The 19,554-nt window shown below is 32.4% G+C and carries 21 protein-coding genes; 15 read left to right on the plus strand and 6 right to left on the minus strand.

Features of this window, described 5'->3' with window-relative positions; translation table 11 throughout:
* Positions 1 to 46: 46 nt before the first annotated feature.
* From MY490_RS04400 to tpx, 4 genes are all read left to right on the plus strand, one after another.
* On the plus strand, positions 47 to 1,621 hold the full coding sequence (locus tag MY490_RS04400; protein ID WP_248268151.1) for an amidohydrolase: 1,575 nt from the start codon (positions 47 to 49) through the stop codon (positions 1,619 to 1,621).
* A 154-nt stretch (positions 1,622 to 1,775) separates the two neighbouring features.
* On the plus strand, positions 1,776 to 2,405 hold the full coding sequence (locus MY490_RS04405; RefSeq protein ID WP_248268152.1) for a DUF2953 domain-containing protein: 630 nt from the start codon (positions 1,776 to 1,778) through the stop codon (positions 2,403 to 2,405).
* 12 nt (positions 2,406 to 2,417) lie between these two features.
* Positions 2,418 to 2,861 (plus strand): GerW family sporulation protein, encoded by a 444-nt coding sequence (ytfJ, locus tag MY490_RS04410; protein ID WP_248268153.1) that lies wholly within the window; start codon positions 2,418 to 2,420, stop codon positions 2,859 to 2,861.
* 91 nt (positions 2,862 to 2,952) lie between these two features.
* A complete protein-coding gene (tpx, locus tag MY490_RS04415) occupies positions 2,953 to 3,453 on the plus strand; it encodes a thiol peroxidase (protein WP_248268154.1) in 501 nt (166 codons plus the stop codon).
* A 123-nt stretch (positions 3,454 to 3,576) separates the two neighbouring features.
* Here the strand turns inward: tpx and proC are convergent, their stop codons facing one another.
* Positions 3,577 to 4,383, minus strand: coding sequence for a pyrroline-5-carboxylate reductase (gene proC / locus MY490_RS04420; RefSeq protein WP_248268155.1), 807 nt, complete (start codon positions 4,381 to 4,383; stop codon positions 3,577 to 3,579).
* Between the two features lie 165 nt (positions 4,384 to 4,548).
* On the opposite strand from proC, the gene MY490_RS04425 reads away from it, so the two are divergent.
* The 5 genes from MY490_RS04425 to MY490_RS04445 all read left to right on the plus strand — a co-directional run bounded on the left by MY490_RS04425 (position 4,549) and on the right by MY490_RS04445 (position 9,796).
* On the plus strand, positions 4,549 to 5,592 hold the full coding sequence (locus tag MY490_RS04425) for a phosphatidylglycerol lysyltransferase domain-containing protein (RefSeq protein ID WP_248268156.1): 1,044 nt from the start codon (positions 4,549 to 4,551) through the stop codon (positions 5,590 to 5,592).
* A gap of 611 nt (positions 5,593 to 6,203) precedes the next feature.
* Positions 6,204 to 7,196, plus strand: coding sequence for a class I SAM-dependent methyltransferase (locus tag MY490_RS04430; RefSeq protein ID WP_248268157.1), 993 nt, complete (start codon positions 6,204 to 6,206; stop codon positions 7,194 to 7,196).
* A 90-nt stretch (positions 7,197 to 7,286) separates the two neighbouring features.
* A complete protein-coding gene (locus MY490_RS04435; protein ID WP_248268158.1) occupies positions 7,287 to 8,477 on the plus strand; it encodes an acetate kinase in 1,191 nt (396 codons plus the stop codon).
* A 105-nt stretch (positions 8,478 to 8,582) separates the two neighbouring features.
* Positions 8,583 to 9,434: an EcsC family protein gene (locus tag MY490_RS04440; protein ID WP_248268159.1), complete on the plus strand. Its 852-nt coding sequence runs from the start codon at positions 8,583 to 8,585 to the stop codon at positions 9,432 to 9,434.
* A gap of 56 nt (positions 9,435 to 9,490) precedes the next feature.
* Complete coding sequence (locus tag MY490_RS04445) at positions 9,491 to 9,796, plus strand: hypothetical protein (protein WP_248268160.1); 306 nt, start codon at positions 9,491 to 9,493, stop codon at positions 9,794 to 9,796.
* Positions 9,797 to 9,843: 47 nt separating this feature from the next.
* On the opposite strand, the gene MY490_RS04450 is transcribed toward MY490_RS04445, so the two are convergent.
* Positions 9,844 to 10,167: a hypothetical protein gene (locus MY490_RS04450; protein WP_248268161.1), complete on the minus strand. Its 324-nt coding sequence runs from the start codon at positions 10,165 to 10,167 to the stop codon at positions 9,844 to 9,846.
* Between the two features lie 371 nt (positions 10,168 to 10,538).
* On the opposite strand from MY490_RS04450, the gene MY490_RS04455 reads away from it, so the two are divergent.
* The 3 genes from MY490_RS04455 to MY490_RS04465 all read left to right on the plus strand — a co-directional run bounded on the left by MY490_RS04455 (position 10,539) and on the right by MY490_RS04465 (position 13,054).
* Positions 10,539 to 11,312, plus strand: coding sequence for an SDR family oxidoreductase (locus MY490_RS04455; RefSeq protein ID WP_248268162.1), 774 nt, complete (start codon positions 10,539 to 10,541; stop codon positions 11,310 to 11,312).
* A gap of 195 nt (positions 11,313 to 11,507) precedes the next feature.
* Positions 11,508 to 12,641: an alanine dehydrogenase gene (ald, locus tag MY490_RS04460; RefSeq protein ID WP_248268163.1), complete on the plus strand. Its 1,134-nt coding sequence runs from the start codon at positions 11,508 to 11,510 to the stop codon at positions 12,639 to 12,641.
* 131 nt (positions 12,642 to 12,772) lie between these two features.
* Complete coding sequence (locus tag MY490_RS04465; protein ID WP_348983792.1) at positions 12,773 to 13,054, plus strand: hypothetical protein; 282 nt, start codon at positions 12,773 to 12,775, stop codon at positions 13,052 to 13,054.
* A 49-nt stretch (positions 13,055 to 13,103) separates the two neighbouring features.
* Here MY490_RS04465 and MY490_RS04470 read toward each other — a convergent pair whose 3' ends face one another.
* The gene (locus MY490_RS04470; RefSeq protein WP_248268165.1) at positions 13,104 to 13,580 is read right to left on the minus strand and encodes a GNAT family N-acetyltransferase; all 477 of its coding nucleotides are present in this window, start codon (positions 13,578 to 13,580) and stop codon (positions 13,104 to 13,106) included.
* Positions 13,581 to 13,638: 58 nt separating this feature from the next.
* Positions 13,639 to 14,733, minus strand: coding sequence for a M24 family metallopeptidase (locus MY490_RS04475; protein ID WP_248268166.1), 1,095 nt, complete (start codon positions 14,731 to 14,733; stop codon positions 13,639 to 13,641).
* A 189-nt stretch (positions 14,734 to 14,922) separates the two neighbouring features.
* Here MY490_RS04475 and MY490_RS04480 point away from each other — a divergent pair, with 189 nt between their 5' ends.
* Entirely contained in the window at positions 14,923 to 15,609 is a 687-nt protein-coding gene (locus MY490_RS04480) for a metal-dependent hydrolase (protein ID WP_248268167.1), read from the plus strand.
* A gap of 130 nt (positions 15,610 to 15,739) precedes the next feature.
* Entirely contained in the window at positions 15,740 to 17,056 is a 1,317-nt protein-coding gene (locus tag MY490_RS04485) for a DRTGG domain-containing protein (protein WP_248268168.1), read from the plus strand.
* Between the two features lie 103 nt (positions 17,057 to 17,159).
* Here the strand turns inward: MY490_RS04485 and MY490_RS04490 are convergent, their stop codons facing one another.
* Positions 17,160 to 18,173, minus strand: a complete 1,014-nt coding sequence (locus tag MY490_RS04490; RefSeq protein ID WP_248268169.1) for a hypothetical protein — start codon at positions 18,171 to 18,173, stop codon at positions 17,160 to 17,162.
* A 33-nt stretch (positions 18,174 to 18,206) separates the two neighbouring features.
* Complete coding sequence (locus MY490_RS04495) at positions 18,207 to 18,497, minus strand: YtpI family protein (protein WP_248268170.1); 291 nt, start codon at positions 18,495 to 18,497, stop codon at positions 18,207 to 18,209.
* A gap of 93 nt (positions 18,498 to 18,590) precedes the next feature.
* Between MY490_RS04495 and MY490_RS04500 the strand changes: the two genes are divergently transcribed.
* Entirely contained in the window at positions 18,591 to 19,529 is a 939-nt protein-coding gene (locus MY490_RS04500; protein ID WP_248268171.1) for a DHH family phosphoesterase, read from the plus strand.
* The last annotated feature ends 25 nt before the right edge of the window (positions 19,530 to 19,554 follow it).

The following is a 19,554-nucleotide window of genomic DNA, read 5'->3' on the forward strand; positions in this document are numbered from 1 at the left end:
TCAAAATAAAAAACGAATCTATTTAAAGAACGGATGGTGGAATGAAATGAAGAAGCTTTGGCATAATGGTTTATTTTATACGATGGAAAATGAAGGGCAAACGGTAGACTCAATCATTACGGAAGATGAACAAATTTTAAAAACAGGAACATATGACGATTTGCTTTCTTTTTTAGACGGTGAACAATTTGAGAAAATCAATTGTAATGGAAAAATCGGTTTTCCAGGTTTCATTGATAGTCATTTGCATTTAATTGGTCATGGTGAAGCGATGAATCGTGTAGATTTGTCAAAGTGTCGATCATATGACGAGATGCTTGATCGAATGAAAAAAGTTGTAATGGACGCGCACCCCAATGAGTGGATTGTTGGGGAAGGATGGAATGAAAACGAATGGGAATCAAAAGCAGTATTCAACATTGACGATTTAAATAGTTTATCAAGCACAAATCCTCTTGTATTAAAGAGAACTTGTAGACATGTCTACTTTGTAAATTCTCTTGCACTTAGTCATGCAGCAATAAATAAACAGATGCAAATCGAAGGAGGACAAATTGGCAACTTTGAGGATGGTCGATTAAACGGATTATTGTATGATGAAGCTGTCAATTTAATCATTAAAGCGATGCCAGCACCTGACGATCAGTATTTGTCAAAAGCAATCATTTCCGCCATTAAAGATTGTTATCAATACGGTATTGTTGGAGCGGTAACAGAGGATTTATCTTATTATGGAAACGCAAATTTAGTGATAGATTTATATGAGCGATTGTTAAATGAAGTTCCATTTCATACTCATGTTTTAATTCATCATACTTCTTTGGATGAAGTCAATGGAAGATTACATAATGGTAATAAAAATGTATCATTTGGAGGCGTAAAAGCATTTATTGATGGTTCATTTGGAGGTCGCACTGCACTGTTACAAAAACCTTATGACGACGATCAAAGCACAACAGGATTACAAGTGACTTCTTTAGAAAAATTAGAAGTAATTACAAAAAAAGCGCGTGAAAAAGGATTGCCAATAGCATTTCATATGATTGGAGATTTAGCCGTTAAGCAAGCCATTGATGTTGTTAAAAAATATCCTAATCAAACTCAGCTACCTGATCGATTTATTCATTGTGCACTTTTATCTCCAAAATTAATTGAGGAAATGAAAGAATTAAACATTGTTGTAGATGTGCAAACCTCATTTATCTATGCCGATTATCCATGGCTAGTAGAACGTATTGGCCAAAGCCGAAATGAATATGCATATTTAATTAAAACACTACTAAATGAATCAATTGCTATAGCAAATGGTTCAGATACACCGATTGATACAATTAATCCGTGGCAAGGAATATATACAGCAGTTACCCGAAAAGCAAAGGACGGGGAAGCATATAATATCGATGAAGCAATTAGCTTATATGAAGCAATAAAACTATATACGATTGATAGTGCAGCTTCGTTTCGTCAAGAAGATAAAAGAGGTCTCATAAAAGAAGCATATACTGCTGACTTTATTTTATTTGATGAAAATCCATTTGAGTTAGAAAAAGATGATCTACTGTATGTTAAATGTAGTGAAACTATTTGCCGAGGAAATATTGTCTATAAAAGAAATGGGTAAGTTAAAGAGCTGGGTTGTCCTAGAAGTTGTTTGTTACAACGAAGTTCAAAAATCTTATATTTTACTTCTCGAAAAGAATGGTGTGTAATTTAACCATTCTTTTTGTTTATCCAGAAGTTTGTTTGCCCATACTGATACAAAAAAGGGTGATTTTTTGCTTTACATATACTCTATTCTAATTTTTATTGCAATCGTTGTTTTACTGTTAATCATTTTCGTCCTTTTTATAAATATGAAAGTAAATATTTTATCCGTTTATACAAATGAAGAACGATTTATGAATATTAAACTGTCTATCTTGAACAACCTATTGCATTTCGCCTTTACGATTCCTTTAAAGAGACCGAAAGAGGTAAAGGAGGACGTATCAGATTTAGAGAAAAAAAGGGATTTGTCTGTCTTTCAACAAATTGATTTTTTCATAAATTTATACTCAAACGGACATACTATCATTACAAAATTTTTAAACACTGTACAAATTTACAATTTAACTTATCATATTCATTTCGGTGTCGGAAATTCTGCTTTAACAGGGATATCAATTGGAACAGCTTATAGTGCGATCGGCATTTTTGAAAACCTATTAAAGAAATTTACGATATTACATCATCCGCCAACGATCGATATCACGCCCAATTATTATTCGTCCGTAATGGAAACTACAGGTAAGATAAGGTTTTCATTTTCGGTACGAAAGGCAGTCTTTGCAGGATTATTATTATTGAAAGCATATTTAAAAACTAGAAAAGACTTTAGAGCAACACATCCAATCGAAACTAATTAGAGGTGATTAACAATGAGTCAACATCCTATTGGAGACTTAATGCACGCAGCAATGGAAAATTTATCAGCAATGATTAATGTAAATACAATTATTGGTGATCCAATTTCAACACCAGATGGAAGCTTAATTTTAACCGTATCAAAAGTAGGGGTTGGCTTTGCAGCTGGTGGAAGTGAATTCCGAAATTACCATTTAGTAGATGGTGTTAAAGAAGCTGAAGTAAGAAGTCCACATCCATTTGGAGGAGGTACAGGTGGAGGTGCATCAATCACTCCGATTGCATTTTTAATTGTAGGTAAAGAAGGTGTTAAATTACTTCACTTAGATCAAAATACACATTTAATTGAAAAGCTAATGGATTTAACGCCACAAGCGTTAGAAAAAGTAAAAAAATATATGAAGAAAAAAGATGAATCAGATAAACATGAGGAAGATTTTGATTCAGATTTAGATTAAATATAAAATTTAAGTAAAGTTAATTGCATTCAAGGTTTCCTTCCAGTAAGATAAATGTTGTGAACATTTTGTAATTTTGGGAGGAAATATCATGGCATCTGTAACATTTAAAAACAATCCAGTAACTCTTATTGGACAAGAAGTAAAAGTAGGAGAAAAAGCTCCAAGCTTTACTGTATTAGCAAATGATTTAAGCCCTGTAACTTTAGAGGCTTCAGCTGGTAAAGTACGCTTAATTAGCGCAGTACCTTCTGTAGATACAGGAATTTGTGATGCACAAACTCGTCGTTTTAACGAAGAATTATCAAGCGTAGAAAACGTTGAAGTTTTAACAATTTCAATGGACTTACCATTCGCGCAAAAAAGATGGTGTGCTGCAAGTGGTTTAGAAAATGTACATACTTACTCTGATCACCGTGATGCATCGTTTGGTGAAGCATTTGGTGTGTTAATGCAAGAATTACGTTTATTAGCTCGTGCAGTATTCGTAGTAGATTCAAATGATGTTGTTACTTACGTTGAGTACGTAGCTGAAGGTACAACTCATCCAAACTATGAAGCAGCAATCGAAGCTGTAAAAGCTGCAAAATAATAACATTAACTCTTTTTAGAGGTAAAAGACTGTCGAGTAAATCTCGGCAGTTTTTTTGCATTAAATAAGGCATTCACAAATATGAATGCCTCAGTGTGTATATTATGAGACTGTTGCCAAAGATCATTTACCTAAAGACACTGATTTCTCTGTACAACGTTCCATGGCAGAAATAATAGATGAGCGGAAGCCTTGTTTTTCTAATTCGGCAATTGCTTCTATTGTTGCACCACCTGGTGTGCAGACTTGGTCCTTTAATTCTCCAGGATGTAGTTCAGTTTCAAGTACCATCTTTGCTGCACCTAGAACTGCTTGGGCAGCCAACTTATATGCTTGGTCTCTCTTTATACCTTGTAATACAGCTCCGTCTGCTAAAGCTTCAATCATTAAGTAAACATAGGCTGGAGAAGAACCACTAACAGCAGGAATCGCATCCATTAATTTTTCATTTACTAATTCGCATTTTCCAAAGCTATTGAAAATTTCCATTACTTCACTTAACTCTTCATTGGTCACTACTTGATTATGACATAGTGCACTCATGCCTTCTCTAACTAACGAAGGAGTATTTGGCATCGTTCTAACGATTTTAACCTCTTTACCGAATGATTTCTCAACACCTTCTAAAGTAATTCCAGCAGCAATCGTAATGATCACTGTATTACTTGAAACAACTTCTTTAATTTCCTCAATAATAGTTGGATATAAATCAGGTTTAACTGCTAAAAACAAATAATCAACCTGCATTGCTAAATCGATATTACTATTTAATGTGTGAACATTATATAAATTTTTCACTTTTACAAGTGTTTCACTAGACCTTGCACTTACATAAATTTGATGCTTTTCAATTACATTCGAATCAATTAACCCACCAATCATAGCTTGGGCCATTTTACCGCAACCAATAAAACCAATCTTCTTATTCATTTGTTCTCACATCCAATATATTTAATAAATTGAATTATACAGTAGGGGTTAATTATTACCAAATAATACATGATTAAATAAATTTAATGTATGGATATCCACAATGAATTATTTTTTGTAAAATAGAAATTGTAAAGAAAATTGACTCTTTATTTTGGGGGTATTATGAAACAAATTTTAAAAGAATCAAATCATAAAACTACAATTGAGATTATTCAACAACTTATTCAAACATATGGTGGAACTTCATTAACACATTTAGGATTACTTGGAGATAAAAAAGTATTTCTTTCAGAAGATCAAAAATCTGCATTTGTTTACCGTAAACAGGGGAATAAATTAGTTGTTCTATGTAATCCAATTGGTGAGATTTCTTTTGAAAAAATAAAGGAGTTTGAAAATTATTCAAGGAGTATAAAATGTATTCCGTGCTTTTATCAAATAGACGAAAACTCAAAAATGTTGTATGAAAAAGCTGGCTATCGATTATTAAAATTAGGTGAAGAAGCAATAGTTGAATTAGAGAATTTCGAAATCGCAGGTAAAAAAGGCGCAAAACTAAGAACAAAAAGGAACAAATTCATTCGACAAGGATATCAATTTGAAGTGTCTATGCCTGGACATTCTATAGGTCTACTTCAAGAGTTAAAAGGGGTCTCTGATGTATGGTTAAACGGAAGAGAAGAGCTATCCTTTTCAGTTGGTTCATTTCATTTTGATTATGTTTCAAATTTTCCGATCGGAATCTTAAGGGATCAAAATGGTCAAGTTATTGCTTTTGCGACATTACCGATTCAAGACCAAAATATAACAATCGATTTAATGAGATATTTAAAGGAATTACCATATGGAACGATGGATATGCTTTTTGTTTCAATTATGTTTTGGGCAAAGCAAAATGGATTTAAAAGCTGCAGCCTTGGAATGGCACCATTAGCAAATGTTGGCCAAGATTCAAAATCATCAATCATCGAAAAATCTGCAAAAATGATCTTTAAATATGGTAACTCAATTTATAACTTCAAAGGGTTATTAACTTTTAAAAGCAAATTTGCGAATAAATGGGAATCAAAATATTTAGCATATAAACCATATACATTACTTTCGGTTATCACAAGCTTATACCGCCTAGTTCATGGTACGAAATCTTTGAACTATATAACCCGATTTATGAAACCTTTAGAAAAGAAAAAAGTGAATATAAGCTAAATTGAAGACGCTAAAAAATAGACATGTACATATACTTATTCTTTAAGAGTAGAAAATTAGGAACTCAATTAATGAAGGTCTTTAGCGTGTAAAATAGCAAAAAATTGTAAGTAACTTAAGAAAAACAATTCATTTGACTATTTGATTAGGTTTTTATTAAAGACTTTTTTAGATGAATAAGTTGATTGGAATGGAGGGATGCTCGACTCCTATGGGATAAGCGGGAAGGCTGAGACCCCACAGGCTTGCCGAGGAGGCTAAAGAATCTCGCCCCATGGAAAGCGAGCATCCTGTAATGGAAATCAACATCACTCTACTCCTTTCACGAAAAACTGATAATTAATTGACAAGGTAGTTTTTCAACAGCATGAAAGACCTCATTTTTTTTATGAGGTCTTTATTTTTTTGTATGAAACTACATAAAAAGTTCAAAATGTATTAAATAAAAGTAAACATTCATCAATTAAAATTAAATTAACAGTATTGGATTAAAATTGATAAAAAAAACCAAATACTTTCTAATAGAAGAAATTATTAAAGTGGACACGTTTAAAAGCCATACGTATAATGAAACACAATGACTGTTCTATTATGAAAGTGAGGAAAGAAAAATGGTAAAAGAGAATTCAGTAGAATTTTTATTTAATTACATAGATGAATCGACAGAATGTTTAAAAGATAATTTAGAAATTTCTTACTTAGAGGCATTAATTGAAACGGGTGAAAATTTCTTTGATGGGGAAGTTTTGCAAGAAGAAATTAATGGTTCACAAAAAGATAAGCTTATGCATACAATTCAGCAATTTACTTCGGCTTCAAAAGATAATGAGAGTATTCGTAGAGCATTTCAATTAGCTATATTAAAGGGAATGAAGCAAGGAGTACAAAGAAATCATGAAATGACTCCAGATGGTATTGCTTTTATTATTACTTATTTAGTTGGCAAGCTTACAGAGGGGAAACAAAATTTAACTATTTTAGACCCGGCAATTGGTACTGGAAATCTTTTATTAACAATTTTAAATTCTTCAAAGGATAAATTTACTGAATCTGTTGGAATAGATGTAGATGATGTTCTTGTTAGAATCGCATTTGTTATCGGCAACCTACTAGGACATGAAATAGAACTATTTAATCAAGACAGTTTAGCACCTTTATTTGTAGACCCGGTCGATCTTGTTGTTTGTGACCTACCAATTGGATTTTATCCAATTGCTGAACGTGCAAAAGAATATACTTTAAAAGCAAAAGAAGGCATGTCTTATGCTCATCATTTATTTATTGAGCAAAGTATGAATTACTTAAAATCTGGAGGATTTTTCATCTCGCTAGTTCCAAATTACCTATTTACTTCAGATCAATCTGCACAATTACAAAGCTATATTAATGAAACAGGTGTTATTCAAGGATTGATACAGTTGCCAGTATCTGCCTTTAAGGATGAAAGACATCAAAAAAGTATATTAATAATCCGCAAAAATGCAGAAAATATGAAGAAGCCAAAACAGGCTTTATTAGTTGATTTCCCTAAGTTATCAAATATGAAAGCAGTTGAAGATATTATGCTTCAAATGAATGAATGGTTTAAAGAAAATTTACAATAATTGAACTTTTAAACACGTAAACTAATTTGTGTTATAATAATTTCAGCTAAAAAAATATAACAGTTTCATGTTTAAAGGAGATGTAAAAACATGGCAAATATTCTTGCTATTAATGCAGGCTCATCGTCATTAAAATTTCAATTAATTGAAATGCCTAGCGAAAAAGTACTTACAATTGGTTTAGTAGAACGTATCGGTATAAAGGATAGCGTATTTGTAATTTCAGTAAACGGGGAAAAAATTAAAGAAGTAACTGATATTGCTGATCACTCTGTTGCAGTAAAAATGCTTCTTGAAAAGCTAACAGGTTTAGGAATTATTTCTTCATTCGATGAAATTCATGGTGTTGGACATCGTGTAGTTCACGGTGGAGAACTATTTACAGATTCTGCTTTAATTACTGAAGAAGTTGAAAAACAAATTGATCAACTTTCAGATTTAGCACCACTTCATAACCCAGCTAACCTAGTTGGTATTCGTGCATTTAAAGAATTATTACCAAATATTCCTGCAGTAGCTGTATTCGATACTGCATTCCATCAAACAATGCCTGAAGAGTCTTACTTATATAGCTTACCTTATGAGTACTATAAACAATTTGGTATTCGTAAATATGGATTCCACGGTACATCACATAAGTATGTAACAGAAAGAGCTGCTGAATTAATTGGTAAACCAATTGAAGACCTAAGACTTATTTCATGTCACTTAGGAAATGGTGCAAGTATTGCTGCAGTTGAAGGTGGAAAATCAATCGATACTTCAATGGGATTCACTCCACTTGCTGGTGTAACAATGGGAACTCGTTCAGGTAACTTAGACCCAGCTTTAATTCCATTTATTATGGAAAAAACAGGTAAAACGGCCGAGGAAGTACTTGATGTATTAAATAAACAAAGTGGTATGCTTGGTATCTCTGGATTCTCAAGTGACTTACGTGATATTGAGACTGCAGCTGAAGAAGGTAATAAACGAGCTAAAATCGCTCAAAGTGTATTCATTGAACGTATTCACAAATATTTAGGATCTTATGCTGCACGTATGAAAGGTGTAGATGCGATTATCTTCACTGCTGGTATTGGTGAAAATGGTCCAGAGATTCGTCAAGCCGTATTAGAAGGTCTTGAATTTATGGGTGTTTATTTTGACCCAAGTAAAAATAACTTTAGAGGAAAAGAAGCATTCATTAGCTTTGATCACTCTCCAGTTAAGGTTATCGTAATTCCTACTAATGAAGAAGTTGTAATTGCAAGAGATGTAGTACGAGTTGGAATGAAATAATCAATAAGTAAGCATAAACGTAGAGCATACAAAAATAGATGATCTCATATTCTTAAATTGAGTTCACTTTTTGGCTCTACGTTTTTTTATATTCGAGGTGATAGTATGGATCAGATGAAAGAGTATAATTTATGGCTTGAACTTAACGATATGATTGAAAAGAAACAACAACAGCAAAATTTAAATAAATTAGAACTTATGTATCAAAATGCTTCTAATTTTCTCCTCCAAAAAATACCTCAGAGCTATTCGAATACTTTTAATGAATTTTTTTCAACTGCTTTTTTCCACACTCAATCTTTAATACAAACAACAAAACAGTTTCAAGAAAAGAAATTAGATATACTTCATCGAGCACAAATTTTAAAAAGTGATATTAAGACAATAAGCGATTTAAGAAAGCTACCATTAAGACAATTGAATTTCTTAGCTGAGCAAGAAATATCGAAAGCACTAATCGTTTCAAGTGTTCAAGGTGGAATAAGTGGAACTAGCACAAAGCTTGCTTTATTTGGTGATTTACCGTCCTTATTATTTATCAATCTGAAAACGGTACAAGAAATAGCACTTTGTTATGGTTATGATGTAAGTATCCCAAAAGAGATGGAATGTAGCTTAAAAGTTCTACAAGGTGCAATCCTCCCTTCGACAGAAAAATACGTTGTTTGGAGTAATTTAATGAACGATATTTTAAAGCATGAGGATTCTGACGTATTTGCAACTTGGGAAAATGAATTTAATGGAGAAGGAGTCTATTACACAGTCATATTACAAATGTGCAAATTATTAATGATCCATTCATTACGAAATAAGGTTTTAGGTGGTATTCCTTTATTAGGAGTTACTGTTGGGGCAAAGTGGAATGAATCTTTTACAAAAAACGTATTAGAATATACAAAGAAATTTTATCAATATCGTATATTATCGCAACGGGTAAAACATGAGCCAACAGATTAAATTCAAATTTGAGAAGCTAACAAATTATCTGTTAGCTTTTTCATAGTGTAGAGTGAATGGAAACCGAAATACTTGAACCTAAATTAGACAATTTACCCTTATCTAAATCAATACCCGTTTGGTTGTATACGAGTATGTGGTATGCTAAAAGAAAACCAATCAAGGAGACAATTATGAAGCCTACATCAAGCTTTCAACTAGAACAATCCGTTGGCAAGTTACGAAAAGTAATTGACCAACTAAACAAGCAAATTAAAGAAGCATCTTCCGATAAAGTTGCAAATGAAACCATCCGACTAAAAGAGGAACTGAAAACAATCGGAGACACGCTTATACAAATTCAAAAGCGCGAAAATGAATAAGCATAATAGAAGTACAGAAAAAAGCTAACAAATTTATTGTTAGCTTTTTAACCATGTATTTTTGTTTCATTGGACATTTGTTGGTTACTTCTAAACCAAATCCAAAGGTCGTTAATAATGGATGCTAATTCTGCAATTTCAGAATTTAATTTACAGCTCAAAGCAAAATTAGATTCATGATTTAATTGCTCTTGTTTATGATTAATCGAAAACTCTAAACGCTTAATTTGATCAGGTATTCCACCACGGATATATTCCCATTCAGTAAGAATCATTAGTTGTTGATCGTGAGAGTAATCTTCCCAATCCAGCTTTAGGCTTGGTAGAGAAATACCTAATCGTTCATCGTATGAAAAATATTCTTGTAACATTTATTTACTCCCCCTCATGACTATATTATACATTGAAAAAATATGTGAAACATATTGATTTTTTAAATTCTAGTTTGTGAAATAAAAATTGTTTGTAAATAGCTTAAAATCTAAAAATAAAAATTATTAAAATAAAAGGAAAATAATTCATAATAATAGAAAACATAGTTATCTTTTAATAAAATAATCTTACTAAATTAAAGATATATGTATAAGTTAATGACATAATTTTTTAGTGGACTCGCTTTATGCTTAAATAACCAATTAAAAGGTTAGTGAGAATAGATTTTACAAATACATACAATTGATTGATATATCTAGATGATTTTCACAAATATATAAAATTATTTAGACTCGAAAGGAAGAGTTTTATGAGGCATGCTGTCATTACGGCAGGATCAAAGGGGTTAGGGAAGAAAGTCACTGAAGCATTTTTGAAGGATGGATATTCAGTAACAGTTACGTATTTTTCTGATGAAAAAGCTATCAAAGAGCGAAAAGAAGAATGGAAGGATTATTTGGACCGAGTTCTTTTTGTAAAAGGAGATATTTGCGATAAACAATTTATAAATGAGATTGTCTCAAAAACGATGGAGAGATTCGGTAGGGTTGATTGTCTTATCAATAATGCTGGCCCGTATTTATTTAACCGTAAAAAACTGGCTGACTACACTGATGAAGAGTGGGAATACTTGTTGTATGGAAATTTGCACAGCGTGTTTTATCTTTTAAAGCAAATTATTCCTATTATGAGAAAGCAGAAATATGGACGTATCATAAATTATGGATTTCAAGGTGCCAATTCAGCTTCGGGATGGATTTATCGTTCTGCATTCAGCGCAGCTAAAGTAGGTCTAGTTTCATTAACTAAAACAATAGCCTACGAGGAAGCAGAGAATGGTATAACATCTAATATGATTTGTCCAGGGGATATTTTTGGTGATATGAAAGAAGCAAATCAAACTGAAGCAAGTAAGGATGGAAAAGGTCTTGCACCAGTTGGAAGATCTGGTACTGGGGAAGATATAGCAAGAATGGTGCAATTTTTGTGTAAGGAAGAGTCTGATTTTATAACAGGTGATATATTTGAAGTCACTGGTGGCTTGGATGTAATTAATAAATACAGACATTTTCCATTATCATGAGAATCCGTGGGACAATTCCATTTTTAAAGCATATTTTATAGTAAAAAAGATTCTGAATTAATATTTATTAAACGAAATTAAGCGTTTTCATTTTCTGCACTATCTGTTTTGTGTTAATATAAAAATGTATTATTTTTTAATAAATAGAGCTCATCCTAAGAGGCACGAATTAAATATATTTCAGGGGGAAATAACATGCGTATTGGGGTACCAAAAGAAATAAAAAACAACGAAAATCGTGTAGCAATGACACCAGCTGGAGTAATGAACTTAGTTGGACATGGACATTCAGTTTACATTGAAACAAATGCTGGACTTGGTTCAGGATTTACTAATGAAGAATACGTAAATGCTGGCGCAACAATTGTTGAAACAGCTGAAGAGGCTTGGAATAATGAAATGGTTATGAAAGTTAAAGAACCAATTCCAAGTGAATATGGATACTTCCGTGAAGGATTAATTTTATTCACATACTTACACTTAGCTCCAGAGCCTGAATTAACTAAGGCTTTAATTGATAATAAAGTAGTAGGAATTGCTTACGAAACTGTACAAGTTGGTAATACATTACCGTTATTAACTCCAATGAGTGAAGTAGCAGGACGTATGTCAGCTCAAATCGGTGCACAATTCCTTGAGAAAAATAAAGGCGGAAAAGGTATTTTATTAGGTGGGGTACCAGGAGTACGTCGTGGAAATGTTACAATCATTGGTGGAGGTGTAGCAGGAACAAATGCTGCTAAAGTAGCTGTTGGTCTTGGTGCTCATGTAACGATGATTGACTTAAATCCAGATCGTTTACGTCAATTAGATGATATTTTTGGTCATCAAATTACAACTTTAATGTCAAACCCTTACAATATTGCTGAAGCGGTTAAAGAATCTGATCTTGTAATCGGTGCAGTATTAATTCCAGGTGCAAAAGCGCCAAAACTTGTAACAAAAGAAATGATCGAATCAATGGAACCAGGTTCAGTTGTAGTTGATATTGCAATTGACCAAGGTGGTATTTTCGAAACTACAGATCGTATTACAACTCATGATTTCCCAACATATGAGAAGCATGGAGTAGTACACTACGCTGTAGCAAACATGCCAGGTGCGGTACCTCGTACTTCTACTATGGCATTAACAAACGTTACAGTACCTTATGCAGTTCAAATTGCTAACAAGGGTTATCAAAAAGCTTGCTTAGATAACTCTGCTTTATTCAAAGGTATTAATACACTTGATGGATATGTAACTTACGAAGCAGTAGCGGAAGCTCACGGCTTAGAATATAAAGAAGCAACTACTTTATTACAAGGTACATCTGTTTCTGCAAACTAATTAAAAGAAAAATCCCTTTATCGAAGACGGTAAAGGGATTTTTTTTTCTCAATTTTAATAACATTCACTTTCTATTTATAGTAAAATAATATTATAATTTCCATTTTATGTAAAAAGGAGCGAGAGTATTGGTGTTTATTTTAATCCTTATTTTTCTGATTGCAGGTACTTTCTGGTTTAACTGGCTAATGGGTTATCGTAATCAAAATATTACATTAGATTTAAATGAACGCTATATAAATCTAAATGATTATGCGAAGGCTGTGAAGGCTGAATTAGAAAGCCAAGGTAAGACAGTTGATTACAGAGGAAATAGACTTTTTATAATAAATGGTAAACAATATCATCTTATTGAACGAAATGTATCGATGGGTGGTATTCCGTTACAACATACGATCCTTCAAAAGGTTTAATATAAAAACCCTTCTTCAATAAATGAAGAAAGGTTTTTTCATTTGGTATTTAAACCTGACTTAAATTATATTCTTCTTTCAACATGCTATATTGATACATATCACGATGAGCACCTTTGAAAAACTCATGCTTGCGCAATATACCATCTAAATGAAAGCCTAATTTTGTAAGGAAATTTTGTGAAGTGATATTATATTCGTATACTTCACCGTATATTTTTATGAGTTTTAATTCATTAAAAGCATAATTTAGTAGATGGTTTAATGCAAATGATCCGATTCCTATATTTTGCATTGATCGATCTCCAATTACGATTCCAAAAGCGGCATGATTATTCTCTTGATCAAGATTTCCTAATTCAATTCTTCCTACACAAATACCATTGTATTCGATTGTGAACAAGTGGAGATTAGGTTTAAGTCCGTCAAAATATTTTTCATATCCTTGTACCATTTCATCTAAAGAACGTGGTTTTTCTATTCCTACAAGCTTACCAATCTCATCATCACATTCCCATTTATGCATGATCGGGATATCTGAGGGAAGTACCTGCCGAATAGTTATTAATCGGCCTTGGTTCATATTATAGGATGATTAATTCTTTAGGGAACTTCGTTAATGTCATTGCACCTGTTTCTGTAATAACGATATCATCTTCAATACGAACTCCACCAACATTTGGTACATAGATTCCTGGCTCAATTGTATAGGACATACCAGTTTTAATAATATCAGTATTTGAATCATTTACTGATGGGTAATCGTGTATACCAATACCTAAACCGTGACCAATACGGTGAACGAAGTATTCGCCATATCCAGCGTCTGTGATAATTTGACGAGCAGCACGATCAACATTTCCTAATACCTCACCTGGTTTACTCACTTCGATTGCAGCAAGTTGACCTTTTAAAACGGTTTCATAAATTTCTCGTTGTTGCTCATTTGGTTGACCAAACATTACTGTACGAGTAATATCTGAGCAATATCCATCAACGATAAAACCTAAGTCCATAAGTACGAAATCACCTTTTTTAATTGGGTTAGTACCTGGATTTCCATGTGGTAATGCTGAGTTTGCACCAGTTAAAATTAAAGTGCTAAATGAAGTTTTAGAAATACCTTTTTTCTTCATTTCGTATTCCATATCAGCAATTAAATCCATTTCTGTTTTGCCTTCAGCAATACGATCAACAATAATTTGGCAAGCCATGTCAGCAGCTTCAGCAGCAACTTGCATACGACGAATTTCTTCACTGTCTTTAATTAAACGTAAGTCATGTAATTTTTCCTCAGCTGCAAGGAATTGTACGCCAGGGAAAAGTTGTACTATTCTTTCATAGCGGCCAACAAGAAGATGTTCTTTTTCGATCGCCATACGATTTACTGTAATATTACGTTTTGCTAATGATTCTTGTATCATTGCCCAAGGATCTTGACTATCATTAAAGCCTATTACGTCATATTTCCAGCCTGCGTTTTGCACATGTCCTACTTCCATTTGTGGACATACAAGAATTGGCTCATCATTTGGAAATACAAGACAAGCTAAAAGACGTTCATGTGGATTACAATGGAAGTTAGTTAAATAAAATACGTTCTCAGTAGATGTAATAAATCCTAGTTGAATATCTTGCTCTTTTAACCAAGTTGATAGATTTTGTATACGGTGTTCCATTTGTAACATCCTTTCTTATAAAACAAATTACTGCAATCAACAAAAAAGTTTTTACAGTTTATAACACTCTTATATTATCATTTTTTATCGAATTACGTAAAATAGTTAACTTATTTCTTATTTTTTTTATAGAAAATAATCTGTTAAAATGTGGTAGAGACTAATTTGATAATAAAGGAGCGAATTCATTTGAAAATTACATATTTTGGGCACAGTGTTATTTTAGTAGAACACGGTCAAGATTCAATTATTATTGACCCATTTATTAACGGTAATCCACATACTAATGTGAAGGTAGAAAATATTAAAGTGAATTATATTTATGTAACACATGGTCATGGCGATCATTTAGGTGACACAGTTGAACTAGCAAAACGAAATGATGCAACTGTTATTGCTCCTGTGGAATTAGCAACTTGGATCTCGTGGCAAGGTGTCAAAGTTATCCCTATGCATATCGGGGGAGAAAAAGAGTTTTCATTTGGGAAATTAAAATTAATAGAAGCAATCCATGGTTCAAGTATTGTTGATGAAGAAAATAAACAAATAATTAATGTAGGACCACCGTCAGGCGTTTTATTAAAAATAGCTGGGAAAACAATTTATCATGCTGGTGATACTGCATTATACAGAGGTATGAAAACATTAGGTGAGTATGAAAAGATCGATCTAGCATATTTACCAATTGGCAATCATTTTACAATGGGAATCGACGATGCAGTAATTGCTTCTGAATGGATTAACGCGCAGCAAGTGATTCCGATGCATTATAATACATTTCCACCAATCCAAGTGGATCCAAATGAGTTCCTTGCAAAATTACCAAAGAATAATGGTTTCATTCATGAGCCAAATACAACAATTTCACTATTGTAGTATAGGCCATTGAAGAAAATATTAGTACAGTATTAGAAGCACGTTGAAACGTGCTTTTTTTCATGGTATGAATTGTTATATAATAGTTAATAAAAATATTAATACAACCATTGAAAGCTTGGTGAGGTAATTGACTACAAAGCACGATCAAATACTAGAACATATTGAACAACTACCGGTCGGTCATAAAATATCAGTAAGACAAATTGCAAAAGATTTAAGTGTAAGTGAAGGTACTGCATATAGAGCAATTAAAGATGCGGAAAACAAAGGATTTGTTAGTACCATTGAACGTGTAGGTACGATTCGTATTGAAACGAAAAGAAAAGAAAATATTGAAAAATTAACTTTTGCAGAAGTTGTTAATATTGTTGATGGACAAGTTTTAGGTGGTAAAGAAGGATTACATAAAACACTTAATAAGTTTGTTATTGGTGCAATGCAGCTTGATGCGATGATGAGATACATTAGTGCAAATAATTTATTAATCGTCGGAAACCGAGTGAAAGCGCATGAATTAGCATTAAAAGAAGGGTCAGCGGTTTTAGTAACAGGTGGATTTGATACGGATGAAAGTGTAAAACGACTTGCAGATGAAATGAAAATGCCGATTATTTCTTCTAGTTATGATACATTTACTGTTGCGACGCTAATTAATAGAGCAATTTATGATCAGTTAATTAAGAAAGATATAGTACTAGTTGAGGATATACTCATTCCAACTGAAAAAACAGCTACACTATCTCCATTTGATGAAGTTGAAAATTGGTATGAACATAACAGAGACACAGGCCATGGAAGATATCCAGTAATTGATGATCGAGGAAAGCTAATAGGAATTGTAACTTCAAAGGATATTATACATGAACAACGTACTCAAAGAATTGATAAAGTGATGACTAGACAACCAATAAGTGTAAATGAAAAGATGTCGGTTGCGGCAGCTGCTAGAATGATGGTTTGGGAAGGCATAGAGTTGCTACCAGTTGTAAATACATCGAATAACTTAATCGGTATTATAAGTCGTCAAGATGTACTTGAAGCATTACAGCAATTGCAACGTCAACCTCAAGTAGGAGAAACAATTGATGATATAGTTACTAGTCAATTTCATAATAATAAAGATCAAAAAAATGATGACTTTACGATTAGATGTAATGTAACTCCCCAAATGACGAATGTAATTGGTACTCTTTCACATGGCGTATTTACGACAATTGTAACCGAGGCAGGTAAACGAGCAGTTCGTGATATGAAAAAAGGGGACTTAATCGTAGAAAATATTACAATTTACTTCGTACAGCCAGTTCAAATTGATGATGTAATTGAAATTAAACCAAAAGTCTTAGAATTAGGTCGTAAGTTTGGAAAAGTTGATGTTGAAGTATTTCAACAAGGAATATTAGTAGGTAAAGCATTGATGATGATGCAGTTATTAGATCGATAAGATATGGAAGCCCTAATAGGGCTTCCATTATTTTTTAATTAATTAAAAAAAAGCAGGAAACGATTCCCGCCTTTGTAGTTTATGAAAAAATCATCCCGTATTTTTAATTTGAAAGTAGTTTATTAACTCGATTAACAAATTCATTATTTTCATTTCTAGTATCAAAATCTTTTGCTAAGTCATATACAATTTTCTCTAATTTCTCTAAATCATAAATAAATTCTTCTTCATTTATTTTCAATTTTTTCGCCATAAATAATGCTGCTAGCCAAAACTCAAATTTATATGATAGATTCGAAAGATTATCACATAAATCAACATGTTTATAGAACAATTCAATTGCTCTGTCTGGATCACAAAAAGTTAAAAAAATCATTTGTTCACTTAGTTCAGGAATGTATTTTGTGCGATTGTATGTTACAAAATAAGCTTTTTGTTGAATAATTAATGCTTCATCTATTTTGCTCTCTTCTAATAAAGGAAGCAGTAATTTTGAGTATGATTTGTGAATCGCTTCGTCACAATCCACTGAGCTATCCATTATTTTATTTTGTAAATTTAGCGCTTCTTGTAGATGATCAGTTTTTAGTAAATAAATCATTTCACCATACATTTCACATTTTTCACAATTACTTAAATGATCCCTTGGAGATTTTTTATATAGTTGATAGTTTTGTTTTGCGTAATCAATTTGATTTAAATATAAGTTCATTAAAAATAGAGCTTGAAAATAAGGTCTTAAAGAATAATTAGCAATCACTAAACGATTCTTAAAATCCTCGAAATAATGATGAATTTCTTCTAACGAGAATCTCAGGGACTGAGGTATTATTTCTAACAACCACTTGTACAGCCATAGGATCTGCTCTTGCTCCATACGTTCTTCGTTTTGGTCATATAAATCTACACACCACAAAAAAGTATCAATAAATAAGTCTATTTCACCAATAGAAAAAGCAGTTTCTGCTAATTCCATATTAACGTAATATAGATAACCCCATTCCTCTTGATTCTCTAATTCTTCTGCAAAAGTAAGTAGTTTTTGAAGTTTATTACTAGAATGTGATAATTCTACTAGTTCATCAAATTTTGATGAAAATAGTTCTTCAGTCATCATGTAAGTTTTCTCACTTTCTAGATTACTATAAGATTAAACAATTTGTTTATTTTCAATTGCTTTATAATGCTTATTCTGTAAGTATCCACGATATAAATTTGCCGCACCAAATAGAATGAAAATAATACCGACACAAATTGTTATTAATTCAAGCTTTGCTACCATTTGATTTATACCGTAAAGCAATAAGAATAATCCAAAAGTTAATCTTGCACGTGATCCTGCAATTTTTTTTGTTAATAGTTCGCTTGTAAAGAAAAATTTGGTAACGTAAAATAAGAAGAATAGAAAAGATATAATTACGATTGTTGCAATGCTATTCACTTAGCTTCCACCTTTCAATGACTAATACATAATTCTATTTTACAGTCATAGAAACTATATTTCAAAAGTTTTCATATAAAGGAGAGTTTAATCTTGAAGGAACTAATTTTAAAAGATATACATTCGTTTGATACGATAATCATTCATCGTCATGTTCGCCCAGATCCAGATGCAATTGGTTCACAGTGCGGTTTAGCAGAGATGATAAAAGCAAGTTATCCTGCAAAAAAAGTATATGTAGTAGGGCATTTGCCACAATCTCTAGAGTATTTATATAAAATGGATGAAATTGCAGATGAAGTATATAAGGATGCACTTGTTATTGTTTGTGACACTGCCAATACTGAGCGAGTAGATGACGCGAGATATTCGACTGGAAAGAAACTGATTAAAATTGACCATCACCCAAACGTGGATCCATACGGTGACATTATGCATGTAGATACCACTGCAAGTTCAACAAGTGAGTTAATTTTTGAACTTGCAGAGAGTAGTAATGAACAATTAGTTGTAACTGACAAAGCTGCAAGACTAATTTATGCGGGGATTATTGGAGATACAGGAAGATTCTTATTTCCAAGTACAACAGAAAGAACTTTTCATGCAGCTAGTAATTTGATAAAAAAGGATTTTTCTATTAATGAAATCTATGACAATATGTACGAAACATCAATTGAGATGGCACATTTAAATGGATATGTTCTTCAAAATTTTAAACTAACAGAAGAGGGAGTCGGTCATATAAACATGACAAAGGCTCTAATGGATGAATACAATGTAAACTCAGAACAAGCTTCATTGGCTGTAAGTTCACTTGGACATATAAAAGGGGTAAAAGCTTGGGTTATCTTTTTAGAAGAAGAGGATTTAATTCGAGTACGTCTTCGTTCAAAAGGCCCAGTTATAAATGGAGTAGCTGCTATGTTTAACGGGGGTGGACATCCGCTTGCATCTGGAGCGAAAGTCTTCTCATGGGAAGAAGCAGAAAAAGTAGTGGAAGAATTAAAAAAGGTTTGTAGGGAAGAAAACTAAAGCTTGAAAATAAATATGAGAGGCT

It is taken from the genome of Gottfriedia acidiceleris (assembly GCF_023115465.1).
In the GTDB taxonomy this organism is placed as follows: domain Bacteria; phylum Bacillota; class Bacilli; order Bacillales; family Bacillaceae_G; genus Gottfriedia; species Gottfriedia acidiceleris_B.

Coding starts and splice junctions, on each gene's coding strand:
- MY490_RS04490 (WP_248268169.1), bottom strand. CDS start 18,173: ATGATGACTGAAGAACTATTTTCATCAAAATTTGATGAACTAGTAGAA.
- MY490_RS04400 (WP_248268151.1), top strand. CDS start 47: ATGAAGAAGCTTTGGCATAATGGTTTATTTTATACGATGGAAAATGAA.
- MY490_RS04425 (WP_248268156.1), top strand. CDS start 4,549: ATGAAACAAATTTTAAAAGAATCAAATCATAAAACTACAATTGAGATT.
- MY490_RS04440 (WP_248268159.1), top strand. CDS start 8,583: ATGGATCAGATGAAAGAGTATAATTTATGGCTTGAACTTAACGATATG.
- MY490_RS04445 (WP_248268160.1), top strand. CDS start 9,491: ATGGAAACCGAAATACTTGAACCTAAATTAGACAATTTACCCTTATCT.
- ald (WP_248268163.1), top strand. CDS start 11,508: ATGCGTATTGGGGTACCAAAAGAAATAAAAAACAACGAAAATCGTGTA.
- MY490_RS04435 (WP_248268158.1), top strand. CDS start 7,287: ATGGCAAATATTCTTGCTATTAATGCAGGCTCATCGTCATTAAAATTT.
- tpx (WP_248268154.1), top strand. CDS start 2,953: ATGGCATCTGTAACATTTAAAAACAATCCAGTAACTCTTATTGGACAA.
- MY490_RS04430 (WP_248268157.1), top strand. CDS start 6,204: ATGGTAAAAGAGAATTCAGTAGAATTTTTATTTAATTACATAGATGAA.
- MY490_RS04475 (WP_248268166.1), bottom strand. CDS start 14,733: ATGGAACACCGTATACAAAATCTATCAACTTGGTTAAAAGAGCAAGAT.
- MY490_RS04470 (WP_248268165.1), bottom strand. CDS start 13,580: ATGCATAAATGGGAATGTGATGATGAGATTGGTAAGCTTGTAGGAATA.
- ytfJ (WP_248268153.1), top strand. CDS start 2,418: ATGAGTCAACATCCTATTGGAGACTTAATGCACGCAGCAATGGAAAAT.
- MY490_RS04455 (WP_248268162.1), top strand. CDS start 10,539: ATGAGGCATGCTGTCATTACGGCAGGATCAAAGGGGTTAGGGAAGAAA.
- proC (WP_248268155.1), bottom strand. CDS start 4,383: ATGAATAAGAAGATTGGTTTTATTGGTTGCGGTAAAATGGCCCAAGCT.
- MY490_RS04450 (WP_248268161.1), bottom strand. CDS start 10,167: ATGTTACAAGAATATTTTTCATACGATGAACGATTAGGTATTTCTCTA.